Raw genomic sequence first — 14,817 nt, forward strand, 5'->3', positions numbered from 1 at the left:
TTGTTCACCGACGAGCTGCTTGTTTCTTTTTGTAGCTAAAAAAGCTGAAGCGAGGGATAAGTGTCTTTAAAATTTCCTTTAGACCTTCCTTTTGTGCAAGCGTACATCTTTCCAAGGATTCAAAAATTGGGTATAATGAAGGTCAGAATTAGTCAAGGGAGGGAATGAATTGAGTCATCACAACACTTCCGATTTGATTGAAGCATATTTGAAGAAAATTCTTGAAGACAGTGAAACCATTGAGATTCGTCGCGCAGAAATGGCAAATTTGTTCAACTGCGTGCCCTCACAAATAAATTACGTGATCAATACCCGCTTTACCGTTCAAAGAGGCTATGCGGTTGAAAGTAAACGCGGCGGGGGCGGCTATATTCGGATCGAGAAAGTCAAAATTACTGACAGCCACCACTACTTAAAAGAAATGAATCAATTATTCGATGAAACCATCTCGGAAAAAGATGCGTATGCAATAATCCAGAAACTTTATGAGGAAGGAATCCTGTCCAAGCGAGAAGGCAATTTATTGTTGACCGTCATCGCGAAAGCAGTTCTAGGACGTTCTCCTTATGAAAATAGAACACGAGCAGATTTGCTCCATGCAATTCTAGAACGATTAAGTTACGAAGACAGGAAGTGAAAGAGATGGATGAATTATTCACCCAACGCGCGAAAGCCGTTTTGGCTATCGCCCAAGAAGAAGCAAAATACTTTAAGCACCAAGCGGTAGGTTCTGAACATATTCTATTGGCACTGGTCATTGAACAAAACGGGATCGCTGGCAAAACGTTACGGGAAATGAATATCACAGAAAACGATATTCGTGAAGAAATCGAACATTTAACAGGGTATGGCACCGTTCGTCAATACCCAGAAAACGCCTATCTCGCGTATTCACCACGAGCAAAACATACATTTGCTTATGCAGGGGATGAAGCCAAGCGTTTAGGGGCACCACAGATCGGTACCGAACATCTATTATTAGGCTTATTAAGAGACGAAGACATTTTGGCTTCACGAATCATGCTGAATCTCGGCTTGAGTCTCGCAAAAATGCGTCAGCTTTTGAAGAAAAAAATGGGCTTCAATGAAAGCAAAACCAACGGAAGTGCTGGTCGTCGTCGTCCAGCCCAAGCCAAAGCGCAGCAAGGAACACCAACCTTGGATTCCTTAGCCCGTGATTTGACCAAATTAGCTCGTGAAAAACGGCTAGATCCTGTTGTCGGTCGTGCCAAAGAAGTCAAACGGCTGATCCAGATCCTTAGCCGTCGGACCAAAAACAACCCTGTTCTCGTTGGGGAACCTGGTGTTGGGAAAACCGCGATCGCCGAAGGCTTAGCCCAAAAAATCATCAATGGGGAAGTCCCAGAAGACATGCAAAACAAACGTTTGATGATGCTGGACATGGGGGCTTTAGTTGCTGGAACGAAATACCGTGGAGAATTTGAGGACCGAATGAAAAAAATCATCGATGAGATCTATCAAGATGGTCAAATCATCTTATTCATTGATGAATTGCATACACTGATTGGGGCCGGCGGAGCCGAAGGGGCGATTGATGCCTCGAATATTCTGAAACCAGCCTTAGCCCGTGGAGAATTGCAAACCATCGGTGCCACGACATTAGATGAGTATCAAAAATACATTGAAAAAGATTCTGCGTTAGAACGCCGTTTTGCCCGAGTGCAAGTCGACGAACCAACACCAGAAGAAGCGGAAGAAATTTTGCGGGGCTTGCGTCCTCGTTATGAAGAACATCATGGGGTGGAAATTTCTGATGATGCGTTACACGCCGCTGTGCAATTGTCCGTACGTTACATCAATTCGCGCCAGTTACCAGATAAAGCCATCGATTTGATGGATGAATCAGCAGCCAAAGTGCGTCTAGACAAAACCGATGAAAGTTCGGAATTGGCAGAGCTACAAAACGAGATCGCTAACTTGATCGAAGAAAAAGAAGCAGCCATTCGCCAGCAAGATTTTGAAGCAGCAGCTCGTCTGCGGATCAAGGAAAAGAAATTGACCCAACAATTGACGGAAGTGGCGTTTATGGAAGTCAAAGAAGCGTCAGGCTATGCCGATAGTGTTACTGCAGAAGATGTTGCTACGGTCGTTTCTCAATGGACTGGTGTACCTTTGCAACAGATGGAGAAAAAAGAAAGCGAACGCTTGTTGGATCTTGAAAAGATCTTGCATCAACGGGTAGTTGGCCAAGAAGAAGCGGTCAAAGCAGTCGCTCGTTCGATCCGCCGAGCCCGCAGTGGGTTGAAAGACCCCAACCGCCCAATTGGTTCCTTCATGTTCTTAGGCCCGACTGGTGTCGGGAAAACCGAGCTTGCTAAAGCCTTAGCGGAAGCGATGTTTGGTAGTGAAGATGCCTTGGTTCGTGTCGATATGTCCGAATTTATGGAAAAATACAGCACGAGCCGTTTGATCGGTTCACCGCCAGGCTATGTCGGCTATGACGAAGGTGGGCAATTGACGGAAAAAATCCGTTCAAAACCTTACTCCGTCATCTTATTGGACGAGGTGGAAAAAGCCCATCCCGATGTCTTCAATATCCTCTTGCAAGTGCTAGATGATGGACATTTGACGGATGGCAAAGGTCGGAAGGTCGATTTCCGCAACACGATTTTGATCATGACCTCTAATATCGGTGCCCAACAAATCCGCGAAGAAAAAAGCGTTGGATTCAATGTCACTGATTTAACGAAAGATCACCAAGCGATGCAAAAACGGATCTTAGAAGAGCTGAAAAAAGCCTTCCGTCCAGAGTTCTTGAACCGTGTGGATGAAACAGTGGTCTTCCAATCCTTAGGTGAAGGGGAGATCCATGAGATCGTGAAGATTATGAGCAAAGCGATCATCAAACGGTTAAGCAACCAAGACATCCAATTGAAGATCACGCCATCTGCCATCGATGTGATCGGTAAAGCTGGTTTTGATCCAGAATATGGGGCACGGCCGATTCGTCGAGCATTGCAAAAAGAAGTCGAAGACCGTTTAAGTGAAGCACTCCTATCAGGACAAATTCATTTAGGTGACAAAGTGACGATTGGTGCTTCCAAAGGATCGATCACCCTCAATGTCAAAGAGGGACAAGCACGGGTCTTGCAACAAGTGTAAGTCGAGCCAATAATGGCAGCGGCGTTTCTATGGTCGAGTAATCGGCATCCATAGAAACGTCGCTTTTTTGTCTTGCTATGTCTAGTAGTGATCAAGTGATCTCTATTAATTATGATTGATGATTCACAAAAAAATATCCTTCTAAATAGCTTTATGGCAACGATTTATTAATGAAAAAAGCATGATTCGTGAAAAAAAGAGTAACGAGACCTCTTGGAAAGAATCCTGCTGTGTGATACTATGAATGAGTTGAAAAAAGGAGGAGTATTATGGTTGAGATTATCGCCACGGTGGAATCGATCGAGCAAGCACAGCAGCTCATCCCTTATGTTGATACATTGTTTTTTGGAGAAGAGACATTCGGGCTGCGCCTACCGGCCTCTTTTTCTCGTGAAGAGCAAATCAGACTGATCGACATGGCCCACGAAGCTGGAAAGAAAGTGACGATCGCGGTCAATGGCATCATGCATCCAGAAAAAATGAAGCGGATTCCAGAATACCTAGCATTTCTGAAGACCAATCAAGCCGATCAAATCGCTCTCGGAGATCCTGGAATCATTTACCGCATGAAGCAAAATCCAGAATGTGCCTTGCCATTTATCTATGCAGGGGAAACCTTAGTAACGAGCGCTCGTCAAATCAATTTTTGGGGACAAAAAGGAGCAAAGGCAGCTGTTTTAGCGCGAGAAGTTCCTTTCGAGGAAATGAAAATCATGGCACCACAACTAAATATTCCTGTGGAAGTATTGGTTTATGGTGCGACCTGCATTCACCAATCGAAGCGTCCGCTTTTACAAAATTATTATAACTATACCCAACAATCGGAAGAAAAGAACCACGATCGTGGGTTATTTTTATCCGAACCGAAAAAAGAAGAAACCCACTATTCCATTTATGAAGATAGCCACGGCACGCACATTTTTGCCAATAACGACATCAATCTGATGCTGCAGCTGGGGGAATTAGCCGCAACAGGCTTTCAAACCTGGAAGCTGGACGGAATCTATACACGAGGGGCTGCCTTTGTGGCAATTGCTAAGCTGTTTGCCCAAGCCAAGACCCTTGTAGAAAGTGGGAAGTGGCAAGCAGAGCAAGCAACTGTGCTCAGTGAACAAGTTGCCCAACTTCATCCAGCAGAACGTGGGTTGGACACTGGATTTTATGCCATCAATCCTGACGATATCAAGTAAGGAGCAAGAACAAATGACCGTTAAACAAGCATTGAAACGACCAGAAGTGTTAGCACCAGCTGGTACGTTAGAAAAATTAAAAACAGCGATCCACTATGGCGCTGACGCTGTCTATATCGGCGGCAATGCCTATGGTCTACGGAGTCGCGCGGGAAACTTTACCTATGAAGAAATGGCGGAAGGGGTGGCTTTTGCCAAAGCCCACAACGCAAAAGTCTATGTAGCAGCCAACATGGTGACCCACGAGGGCAATCAAGAAGGTGCAGGGGAATTCTTTCGGGAATTGCGAGATGTCGGTATTTCGGCAGTGATCGTTTCTGATCCCGCTTTGATCCAGATCTGCGCAACAGAAGCGCCAGGTCTACCGATCCATTTGTCCACCCAAGCCAGTGCCACGAACTATGAAACATTGGAATTTTGGCGGGAAGAAGGTCTAGAACGGGTCGTTCTCGCCCGAGAAGTGTCCATGGAGGAAGTCGCTGAGATCCGCAAAAATACTAGCGTGGAGATCGAAGCCTTTATTCATGGCGCCATGTGTATTTCTTATTCTGGCCGTTGTACTTTGTCCAATCATATGTCGATGCGAGACGCCAATCGCGGCGGCTGTTCGCAATCTTGCCGCTGGAAATATGATCTGTTTGACATGCCCTTTGCAACGGAACGAAACAGTTTGACTAAAAATGGGACAGTGGAAGAAGAGTTTTCCATGAGTGCTGTGGATATGTCGATGATCGAACATATCCCTGATTTGATTGAAAACGGCGTGGATAGTTTCAAAATCGAAGGCCGCATGAAATCGATCCACTATGTTTCAACCGTGGCGAACGTTTATAAAGCAGCCGTGGACAGTTACATGGCCGATCCAGAGAACTATGTCTGCAAACAAGAATGGATCGATGAACTGTGGAAAGTTGCGCAGCGCGAGCTTGCCTCAGGCTTTTACTACGATACCCCGAGTGAAAATGAGCAGTTGTTTGGTCCACGTCGGAAAATTCCGCAATACAAATTTATTGGGGAAGTCATGGCGTATGATCCGGCAACAAAAACAGCTACGATTCGGCAACGGAACCACTTTTCCGTCGGCGATGAAATCGAATTTTACGGTCCCGGATTCCATCACTTTCACCAAACCGTCGAAGTCATGTATAATGAAGACGGTGAATCCATCGATCGTGCACCAAATCCTATGATGCTGCTGACGATGCCGGTCAAAGAACCGGTGGAAGTCGGAGACATGATTCGGAAGAAAAAATAAGGTCGAGAGTTTCTCTCGGCTTTTTTTGTTGAATCAATCCAGCCAAAAAGGATCGATGAGAACATAGACAATCTTAAGGAGGAAACAACAAATATGGAAACATACGACTACATAGTAATTGGTGGCGGCAGCGGAGGAATCGCCTCAGCCAATCGGGCAGGGATGCACGGCGCCAAAGTATTATTGATCGAAGGCAATGAATTAGGCGGCACCTGTGTCAATGTCGGTTGTGTACCGAAAAAAGTCATGTGGCAAGCTAGTGAGATGTTAGAAATGATCAAACGGGACGCAACTAGCTACGGCATTTATCCACATGTGGATAAATTTAATTTTACCGAGCTTGTGGATAACCGTGAAAAATACATTGATTTTTTACACACAGCCTATCAAAAAGGCTTAGACAGCAACAACGTAGAAGTTATCCACGGTTATGCACAGTTTGTGGATAACCACACGGTTACCGTCAATGGGGAAAACTACCATGCAGCAAAGATTTTGATTGCCACCGGTGGAAAACCTAGCGCGATGAATATTCCCGGCGGTGAGTACGCCATTGACTCGAATGGTTTTTTTGCGTTGCGAGAAGCACCAAAGCGTATGGTCGTCTTAGGGGCAGGCTACATCGCAGCCGAAATCAGCGGTGTCAGCCAACAGCTGGGCAGCCAAGTGGCTTGGGCGTACCGCAAAGAGCGGCCATTACGAACCTTTGACAGGATGCTTGCGGATAATCTCGTGGAGATGTACCAAGAATCAGGAATCGAAACTTATGCAGGCTACGTGGCCTCTCGTATCATTAAAGAAGGTGACGAGTATATCGTTCACTTTGAAAATGGCGAAACCTTGACCGGCGATTGCGTCCTTTTTGCTGGTGGTCGTGTGCCGAATACGGATAAGTTAGGTCTGGAAAACACCGATGTCCAATTGGATGAAAAAGGGTTTATCATTGTGGACAAATATCAAAATACCACAGCTGACTCGATTTTTGCGGTGGGCGATGTCATCGGAAAACTGGATTTAACCCCGGTTGCGATCGCCGCCGGTCGTCGCTTGTCTGAACGCTTGTTCAACGGTCAAAGCGATGCGTACTTGGATTATCACTTAGTACCGACGGTCATCTTTACTCATCCACCGATTGCCACGATTGGTTTATCCGAAGAAGCAGCCTTGGCAAAATACGGCCAAGAGCAGATAAAGGTGTATCGCTCGCGCTTTACACCGATGTACTTTGCTTTAAATGAGTATCGCCAAAAATGTGAGATGAAATTGGTGTGCTTAGGAGAAGAAGAAAAAATCATCGGTCTGCACGGCATCGGGATCGGTGTCGATGAAATGCTGCAAGGCTTCGCTGTAGCCATCAAAATGGGTGCTACAAAAGCAGACTTTGATCAAACCGTTGCCATTCATCCGACAGGGTCAGAAGAATTTGTGACGATGCGTTAAAAGAAAAAAACCTCAACTGACAGATGATTTGTCAGTTGAGGCTTTTTTTGCGTATAAAATTTTATCTATCAACTAAAAAGCCCCCAAAGGTAGATCAAAAATCTAACCTTGGGGACTTATTTCAGTATGATTCCAGCTGCTAGGCTTTTGCTAGATCCTTGATCAGTTCTGACGCCCAAGGATCTGAGCAGTGATCTGGTAAAGATACGTTTTGGTTTCATCTTTGGTCTCAGGTAATTTCTGGATCGCCTGCAAAGCTTTTTTCGTATAGTCGGCTGCGAGTTTCTTGGCTTCCTCGATCCCAGCACTTTCTTGGACGATCCGATAGATTTCGTGGGTGTCGGTGTCCGTCATAGCGTCTTGTTTTTCCAACAATGGGAGCAGCTGTTGGCGGTCACTTTTCAGTGCCATTAACAGCGGCAGGGAATAGACGCCTTGCCGAACATCTTCCAATACTGGTTTCCCTAAAGCAGCCGCATCTTGGCTGTAATCCAAGACGTCATCCATGATTTGAAAGGCAAGACCAATGGCTTCACCGATCTCACGGGCTTGATTGGCAAAGCGCAAGGAGGTGCCGCTTTCGTAAGCCCCGATGAAGCAGCTTAAAGCAAACAACTCAGCGGTTTTGCCGCGAATGTTTTCTAAGTAATCCTCGACAGTGACGGACAAATCGTATCGTTTGCTCATTTGTCCTAATTCGCCGGCCAGGATTTTTTCCATACTACGGGAATTCATCTGCAAGCTTTTCATGGAGCTGGCATAATCGGCCATCAATTTAAAGCAGCAGACGAAGAGGTAATCACCAGCATAGACAGCGACATCGTTGCCAAATTCGGAACGAATGGTCGGCAGCTTGCGGCGGGTGTCCGCATGATCGACGATATCGTCGTGGATCAACGAGGCAGTGTGGAGCATTTCGATCGAGGCCGCCAATGCGACGGCTTTTTCGCGATCTTTGTCGCTGCCATAAGCAGAAAAGAGCAGCTGATAAGCAGGACGCAGCAGTTTCCCACCTGAATGGATCATGGACAGGATCGCTTGTTCGACCTCTTTGTTTTTTAGTTTTAATGATTTTTCCATCAATTGCAAGGAGGCAGATAAGTCAGCTTGCAGTGCTGGATACTCTTGCCACATGGAATGAAGTTTCATAATTAACTCCTTTATTCTGAATCCGAGCGCCATTTGACTTTGGTCTGGCGTTCATAATCAATTTGAAAACGGCGCAGTGTTTCGACACGGCGCAGCAAGTAGTTGGCGGCGATCCCGATAGCGATCCCGGACAAGATCCCAAAGAAAGACAGGACCGGCAAGTAGAGCATCACGCTCCAGGATTGAGCGATCCATGAGGCAGTGATCAACTGTCCGACGTTGTGTAAGAACCCGCCGGCCGCACTAATGCCGATGATACTGACACGCTTAGGCCCCAACTGTTTCACCAAAGACATCCCAAAGTAGCTCAGTAAGGAACCGCTCATACTATATAAGAAGGTCGAAACCGTTCCTCCTAGTAACGTCGTTAAGATCAGTCTTAGCCAAATCAAGAGAAAGCTGTCTTTTTTTGGCATGGTGAACAAAGCAATAATGGTAATTAAATTTGCCAAACCTAGTTTCGCACCAGGCGCAAAGGCAAATGGATAAGGGATCATATTTTCAACTAAACCAATCACGACCCCTTGGGCGACCAGCAGTGAGATGAAAATTATTCGTTGTAATCGACTCATAAGCAAACGATCAATAGATTAGATCGTCGGTCTCACTCCCATCTGCGGCTTGGATTTCGATCACCAATTTATGAGGCAGACAGACGATGGTTTCCCCATTTTTACTGGCCCAGCCACGGCGGACACAAATCTGGTCGCCGCAATCGGCTTCCTTGATTCGGATCCGATCCCCTTCGATCTCCAGTAAATTGGTATCGCCATCTTCATCTTCATAAAGATAGGTGTACGTTTTTTGACCTTCAACTAAGTCAAAACGTTTGATTTCTGTCCCATCGACCCGCAAGACGGCTTCTTTGTCCGCTGTTTGCGTCTGGCCAAAAATAAAAATCGGTAAAAAAGAGCTGAGGATCAAAACAAGTATGATGACGCCATCCCATGGTTTTAAATGGGCATCGCGGATAAATTCTTTTAATTTCATCAAAAAAGACTCCTGTTCTTTCATGTGATGTGTCTCATTCTAGCATAAGAAGACAAGATTCTACTAGCTGAATCCTCAATAATCCACCGATTTCTGTGCAAGGACGATCAAGAAAAAGTTCTGTACTTGGAAAGAGACCAAGACACTGATTGAAAATCAGAATGTCTTAGTCTCATGAAGTCGTAAAGGTATTCTATTTTGCTGGCTTATTTATTGCCATATAAGGAGCGAGGGGTACCGTACCACCATTTTCCAAGGGTACGTTGCAACCATGGGATTACCCAACGGTCTAAACCGACTGCGCGTCCTGAACCGTTCATCAAGGCAAATGCAACTGGAATGAACCAGATGTTTACCCAGTAGAACATACCAGACATACAGAAAGTCAACACTAAAACGATAGTCGTTGCGTTTACTAACCAAGTGAAGAGACCAGCCATCAATGCAAGAGCTAAAGCAATTTCAAAGAAGACCATGAATTTTTGGAAGAACATTGCAACGTCGTTGTTTGGCATGATAAATTGCATAACTTTTGTGAACCAGTCAGGTGATTTTTCAATCACGATCATTGGTTGCTCACCGTAGGCATAGCTCAAACCGAAGTGTGCGGCTTGTGTCGCTGCATCGGCTGCTTCACCGGCACCACTAGCGGCACTTGCTGCATCGGCTGCTTCACTAGCACCACTTGCTGCATCAGCGACTGTTTGGTATTCCCAAGTCCAAGGGAAAACGCTGTTGCCTTGGAACCAAGAACCTTCACCGAACCAAGTACCAGGTTTGAAGACTTCCCCATTCGTACCCAAAATTTTCTTGAAGGCTTCAACGAACCAGACAAGACCATAGAAAATACGAAGCGGAACACTCCACAAGACGTTTCCGTAACGAGACGTATGACCACGAGCGACTGTCCGGTCATCTTTGATGTGGAAGATTTCATGCATCAAGTATTGGAACATGTAGTAACCAGAACGAATATCAAAGAAGTATTTCAAGTTAACGATATGTTTCATAATGATCGCTAAGAAACCGCTCAGGTGAATCTTATTGAATAAGTTCGCCACGCCCCATTTGGCACCGATGGAAACCATAAATCCTTGGTAGTTTCCTTTGAATTTATGTTTTTCGCCGCCTTTGATGGCTGAAACGATATTCGTTGCTGCAGTGTGCCCAGTTTGTTCAGCTGCTTGCACGATTTGTGGTGTTGGTGTGTTCGGGAATTCTTCGAAGTAAACCAAGTCACCAATAATATAGATGTTTTTGTCTTCGTAGCCTTTTGCTTCCATGTACTCATTGGCAACTAGACGGAAACCACGAGCGGTTTCTAAACCGAAATCAGCAGCATCGCTAGTTCCTTTGACGCCGGCAGTCCAGATCAATGTGTGGGTTGGGATCGTTGAACCATCTTTTAGTTTGATGTGGTCAGGTGCCACTTCAACGATTGGTGCATTCAAGACAAGATCAACATTGTTTTTCTTCAAGTAACGTTCTGCTTTGGCTGCATCGTTACGATCAAGCATGTTTAAGATCGTTGGCATTGCTTCAACGACTTTCAAGCTGATTTCACTTGGGTCCAATTTATAATCGGAAGCTAAACGATCTTTCCAATCGATCAGTTCACCGATCATTTCGATCCCAGTAAATCCAGAACCACAAACGACAAACGTCAACATTGCTTTACGTAATGCTGCATCTGGTTCGATCGCTGCTTTTGCGACAGTTTTTTCAATGTGTTCGCGAATGCGGACAGCATCGTCAAATGACCATAGAGTAAAGCCATTTTCTTTGACACCAGGTGTACCGAAGTCATTCGGTTCGCCACCCATCCCTAAGATCAAGTAGTCAAATGAATAGCTGCCTAATTTTGTTTGGACGGTTTTATTTTCTTTATCGATCCCAGTTACTGTATCGGTTACTAAACGAACATTTTTCTTGCGTGAGAACAAGCGCTGCAAGTCATATTGAATTGCGGTAGGTTCTACACGTCCTCCAGCGACTTCATGCAGTTCAGTCATCATCGTATGATAAGAGTGACGGTCGATCAATGTTATCTCAACATCATTGTCTTTTTTCAATTTCTTTGCCATGTACTTCGTAGCAGAAACGCCTGCATAACCGGCACCGACAACGACAATGTTTTTCTTTGCCATTGCAAATCTCTCCTTAATAAAAATAATCTATGATAATAATTACACAATCGTTCCTATTATATAGACAAATGGTTCATTTGTCTAACGATTCTGATGAAAAAAACGCATATTTCCTGAAATTCGTGAAAACTTGCGAAAATCAAAAAATAAGTCATTTTTTATTGAAAAAGCGGAAAGGAAGCGGTTGACATCTCGTAAATTTACTTTACAATGTTAGATGTATCACAAACTTTTTTGTGGGGAAAATAAACAAGTAAAAGGTGGATAATTATGAAAGCAAAGAAATTGATTGTAGGTATGGCGGTATTTTCATTCGCAGCATTATTGTTAGGGGGATGCGGAGCAGACGACAACAATACAGGTTCTTCGTCAACTAGTGAAAGTACATCACAAACTTCTGCAAGCGATTCTGCAACTACAGAAAGCTCAGAAGCAACCGTCGTTGCAGGCGAGCCAATGCAAGATGGTACGTATCGTTTAGAAGAAAAGAACTATAAAAACGACTACCGTGTCACATTTGAGATCACAGTCAAAGACGGCAAAATCGTTGAATCAAAATATGACAACGTCAATGCGGATGGCGAATCAAAAACAGAAAACACTGAATACAATGAAACAATGAAAGAAAAAGCAGGCATCAGCCCAGAAGAATTTATTCCTAAATTCAATGAAGAGTTAGTTGCCGCACAAAGCCCTTCTTCAATCGAAGTAGTTTCTGGCGCGACTCATTCCTTTGATTCCTTCCAAAACTATGCACAACAATTGATTCAAGCGGCGCAAGCAGGCAACACGGAAACCATTGAAATCGACAATGGTGCCGACTTGAAAGACGGAACCTATACATTAGAAGAAAAGAACTACTCAAACGGTTACCGCGTAGTCTTCTCAATGACTGTAGCTGACGGCAAAATCTCTGAATCAAACTACGACTACCTAAACGAAGCAGGCGAGTCGAAAAAAGATGATGCATCATACAACGAAAACATGGAAGCAAAATCTGGTACAAGTCCAGAAGAGTTCATTCCAAACTTCAATGAAGCCTTTGTTTCTGCAGTCAATGCCGAAGACGGCTCTGTGGCAGACATGGATGTTGTTTCAGGGGCAACCCACAGCTTCCACAGCTTTGTTATCTATGCACAACAATTGTTGAATGCCGCTGAAAAAGGCGACCAAACAACAATCGAAGTGGATAACTTCGTTACTGAATAATCACAACTTCTTTCCATGAAGAGGACAGCATTCGTTTTGAGTGCTGTCCTTTTTTCGTGGGCAACAAGGTCACAAAAGCAAGTTCGTGCAAAAGGAAGCAATCTGGTGGGAAGGTTTTTTAAAAAAAGAACTGTTTTTTACAAAGAAGAAAAGGTTCGATTAAGGATTCCTAAAATACGTTGAGGAATCACGGAATGCCCCTTTTCATTCTGCCAAAAAAAGGCTATTATATGAAGGTTGAAGACAATAGAAAAGAGGAAAATCATGAAAAAGAAAGTAACGTTTTTTCTGATGTTTGTTTTTTTAGGCACAATGTTGGCAGCCTGTGGCAGTGATCAGGAAGCAACGACGCTGCGCGAAGAACCATATTTTCAAGAAGAATTTTTATTAGGCACGTATACTCGGATTCGCATTTATGATGAAGGCAAAGAGGACGCTATGAAGCCTGCCTTTGACCGCATCAGAGAGTTAGGCGATAAAATCACCATCAACCAAGCAGGGTCAGAGATCGATGAAATCAATGCGCAAGCTGGCATCAAGCCAGTGAAGGTCTCAGATGATATCTATTATTTGTTGAAAGAAGCCTATGATTATAGTGTGAAATCAGAAGGCGGCTTTAATATGGCCATCGGTGCGATCACCCAATTGTGGCGAATCGGCTTTGATGATGCCCGCAAGCCAGAACAATCTGAGATCGATGAAGCGTTGAAACATATCAATTATGAACAAGTCGAGTTTAACGACGAAGACCACACGGTGTATTTAAAAGACAAGGACATGATCCTTGACCTTGGGGCGATCGCCAAAGGCTACATCACGGATGAAGTCGTCAAAGTGCTGAAGGACAATGGCGTGACTTCCGCGATCGTCGATTTGGGCGGGAATGTCTATGTGTTAGGTCATAGCAACCGCGGTGCAGATGAGCCATGGAATGTCGGAATCCAAGATCCAAACAAATCTCGCGGCTCGATTATCGGCAGTATCAAAGAAACCAATAAAACAGTAGTTACTTCAGGGATCTACGAACGCTACTTAGAAGTAGACGGCAAAACGTATCACCATATTTTTGATTCTGAGACTGGCTATCCTTACGATAGCGATGTAGCAAGTGTGACTGTGATCACTGACAAATCCATCGATGGTGACGGGTTGACTACGGTGGCGTTTGATAAAGGAGTCAAAGAAGGCTTGGCTTATATCGAACAGCATACCGAAAAGGGAACCGATGCGATCTTTATCACAAAAGAAGATAAAGTGTACGTAACAGACGGCATCAAAGATACCTTTGAGCTTTCAGAGGAATCAGGCTACACGATGGGTGATCGTGCTGATTTAGAATAGGAGGAGTGAAAGATGTCTCTTTCAGTGTTTTTAGAAGTGGTGGAGATCCGCACCAAGGTGGCGAGTGTCTTCCCCTTCATTATGGGTGTGTTGTTCTCGTTGGTGTATTTTCATGAATTTCATCCGTTGAATACTGTGATTTTTTTTCTGGGGATGCTGCTGTTTGATTTGACGACGACGTCCATCAACAATTATATGGATTTCAAAAAAGCCAAATCAGAGACCTACAAATACCAGCACAATGTGATCGGGCGCGAAAACATCTCAGAAGCTACTGTTCGCAATCTGATTTTTGCGATGCTGGCAGGAACCTTACTGATCGGTCTTTACTTGACCTTTGTTACCGGCTGGCTGCTGCTAGTGATGGGGCTGGTGGTTTGTTTTATCGGGGTCTTTTATACCTTTGGCCCCATTCCGTTATCGCGGATGCCTTTAGGCGAGGTATTCAGCGGTGTAACGATGGGATTAGGGATTTTTGCCATCACGATCTATATCAATACCATTGATCAAAAAGTGTTTTATCTGGCACTGGATTTTGCGAACGGAACCTTTGGCTTAGTGGGGAACCTCTGGGCCGTGTGCGCCATCGTGTTGGCATCCTTGCCGTTGATTTTCACGATTGCTGACATCATGTTAGCCAATAATTTACGGGATCTGGAAGCTGATATCGAAAACCATCGCTATACGCTGGTGTACTACATCGGTCGCGAAGCAGGTATCCGTCTGTTTCAAGGCATGATGTTGGCGTCTTATGCCGCTATTTTATTGGGCCTCTTGTTTGGACTCTTTCAATGGCCGATATTGCTCGTGTTTCTGACACTGCCAAAAATCCGCCAAAACTTGAAAGAACATCAAGCCAGCCTGCCGCACCCACGTAGCTTCGGCTATTCGATTAAAAACATGATTTTATTCAACAGCAGCTATGCCTTGGGCTTGCTTTTGTGCCTGCTGTGGCAATTGCTGTAAAAGAAAA

The 14,817-nt window shown here is 44.6% G+C and carries 12 protein-coding genes; 8 read left to right on the forward strand and 4 right to left on the reverse strand.

What is annotated here, in order from left to right:
- Positions 1-169 precede the first annotated feature (169 nt).
- From IGJ05_RS11530 to gor, 5 genes are all read left to right on the forward strand, one after another.
- Positions 170-637, forward strand: coding sequence for a CtsR family transcriptional regulator (locus IGJ05_RS11530; RefSeq protein ID WP_005230319.1), 468 nt, complete (start codon positions 170-172; stop codon positions 635-637).
- Positions 638-642: 5 nt separating this feature from the next.
- Positions 643-3,123: an ATP-dependent Clp protease ATP-binding subunit gene (locus tag IGJ05_RS11535; protein ID WP_266166721.1), complete on the forward strand. Its 2,481-nt coding sequence runs from the start codon at positions 643-645 to the stop codon at positions 3,121-3,123.
- Between the two features lie 269 nt (positions 3,124-3,392).
- Positions 3,393-4,313: a peptidase U32 family protein gene (locus IGJ05_RS11540; RefSeq protein ID WP_081117089.1), complete on the forward strand. Its 921-nt coding sequence runs from the start codon at positions 3,393-3,395 to the stop codon at positions 4,311-4,313.
- 13 nt (positions 4,314-4,326) lie between these two features.
- Positions 4,327-5,568 carry a peptidase U32 family protein gene (locus IGJ05_RS11545; protein ID WP_008381725.1) on the forward strand — a complete coding sequence of 414 codons (1,242 nt, stop codon included), beginning with the start codon at positions 4,327-4,329 and terminating at the stop codon, positions 5,566-5,568.
- A gap of 93 nt (positions 5,569-5,661) precedes the next feature.
- Positions 5,662-7,008, forward strand: a complete 1,347-nt coding sequence (gene gor, locus IGJ05_RS11550; RefSeq protein ID WP_081117090.1) for a glutathione-disulfide reductase — start codon at positions 5,662-5,664, stop codon at positions 7,006-7,008.
- A 162-nt stretch (positions 7,009-7,170) separates the two neighbouring features.
- Here the strand turns inward: gor and IGJ05_RS11555 are convergent, their stop codons facing one another.
- The 4 genes from IGJ05_RS11555 to IGJ05_RS11570 form a co-directional block, all read right to left on the reverse strand.
- Entirely contained in the window at positions 7,171-8,157 is a 987-nt protein-coding gene (locus IGJ05_RS11555) for a polyprenyl synthetase family protein (RefSeq protein ID WP_081117091.1), read from the reverse strand.
- A gap of 11 nt (positions 8,158-8,168) precedes the next feature.
- Complete coding sequence (locus IGJ05_RS11560; RefSeq protein ID WP_005232987.1) at positions 8,169-8,729, reverse strand: Gx transporter family protein; 561 nt, start codon at positions 8,727-8,729, stop codon at positions 8,169-8,171.
- Positions 8,730-8,739: 10 nt separating this feature from the next.
- The gene (locus IGJ05_RS11565) at positions 8,740-9,147 is read right to left on the reverse strand and encodes a NusG domain II-containing protein (protein WP_010748871.1); all 408 of its coding nucleotides are present in this window, start codon (positions 9,145-9,147) and stop codon (positions 8,740-8,742) included.
- Between the two features lie 206 nt (positions 9,148-9,353).
- The gene (locus IGJ05_RS11570) at positions 9,354-11,294 is read right to left on the reverse strand and encodes an NAD(P)/FAD-dependent oxidoreductase (RefSeq protein ID WP_005230327.1); all 1,941 of its coding nucleotides are present in this window, start codon (positions 11,292-11,294) and stop codon (positions 9,354-9,356) included.
- A gap of 270 nt (positions 11,295-11,564) precedes the next feature.
- Between IGJ05_RS11570 and pplA the strand changes: the two genes are divergently transcribed.
- The 3 genes from pplA (at position 11,565) to menA (ending at position 14,810) form a co-directional block, all read left to right on the forward strand.
- Entirely contained in the window at positions 11,565-12,503 is a 939-nt protein-coding gene (gene pplA / locus IGJ05_RS11575; RefSeq protein ID WP_016608361.1) for an extracellular electron transfer flavoprotein PplA, read from the forward strand.
- A 264-nt stretch (positions 12,504-12,767) separates the two neighbouring features.
- The gene (locus IGJ05_RS11580; RefSeq protein WP_005230331.1) at positions 12,768-13,844 is read left to right on the forward strand and encodes an FAD:protein FMN transferase; all 1,077 of its coding nucleotides are present in this window, start codon (positions 12,768-12,770) and stop codon (positions 13,842-13,844) included.
- A 12-nt stretch (positions 13,845-13,856) separates the two neighbouring features.
- On the forward strand, positions 13,857-14,810 hold the full coding sequence (gene menA / locus IGJ05_RS11585) for a 1,4-dihydroxy-2-naphthoate polyprenyltransferase (RefSeq protein WP_015510612.1): 954 nt from the start codon (positions 13,857-13,859) through the stop codon (positions 14,808-14,810).
- Positions 14,811-14,817: the final 7 nt, after the last annotated feature.

It is taken from the genome of Enterococcus sp. AZ167, from assembly GCF_051714025.1.
Classification (GTDB): domain Bacteria; phylum Bacillota; class Bacilli; order Lactobacillales; family Enterococcaceae; genus Enterococcus_D; species Enterococcus_D casseliflavus.

Coding starts and splice junctions, on each gene's coding strand:
- IGJ05_RS11535 (WP_266166721.1), top strand. CDS start 643: ATGGATGAATTATTCACCCAACGCGCGAAAGCCGTTTTGGCTATCGCC.
- IGJ05_RS11540 (WP_081117089.1), top strand. CDS start 3,393: ATGGTTGAGATTATCGCCACGGTGGAATCGATCGAGCAAGCACAGCAG.
- IGJ05_RS11545 (WP_008381725.1), top strand. CDS start 4,327: ATGACCGTTAAACAAGCATTGAAACGACCAGAAGTGTTAGCACCAGCT.
- gor (WP_081117090.1), top strand. CDS start 5,662: ATGGAAACATACGACTACATAGTAATTGGTGGCGGCAGCGGAGGAATC.
- IGJ05_RS11555 (WP_081117091.1), bottom strand. CDS start 8,157: ATGAAACTTCATTCCATGTGGCAAGAGTATCCAGCACTGCAAGCTGAC.
- IGJ05_RS11560 (WP_005232987.1), bottom strand. CDS start 8,729: ATGAGTCGATTACAACGAATAATTTTCATCTCACTGCTGGTCGCCCAA.
- IGJ05_RS11565 (WP_010748871.1), bottom strand. CDS start 9,147: ATGAAATTAAAAGAATTTATCCGCGATGCCCATTTAAAACCATGGGAT.
- IGJ05_RS11570 (WP_005230327.1), bottom strand. CDS start 11,294: ATGGCAAAGAAAAACATTGTCGTTGTCGGTGCCGGTTATGCAGGCGTT.
- pplA (WP_016608361.1), top strand. CDS start 11,565: ATGAAAGCAAAGAAATTGATTGTAGGTATGGCGGTATTTTCATTCGCA.
- IGJ05_RS11580 (WP_005230331.1), top strand. CDS start 12,768: ATGAAAAAGAAAGTAACGTTTTTTCTGATGTTTGTTTTTTTAGGCACA.
- menA (WP_015510612.1), top strand. CDS start 13,857: ATGTCTCTTTCAGTGTTTTTAGAAGTGGTGGAGATCCGCACCAAGGTG.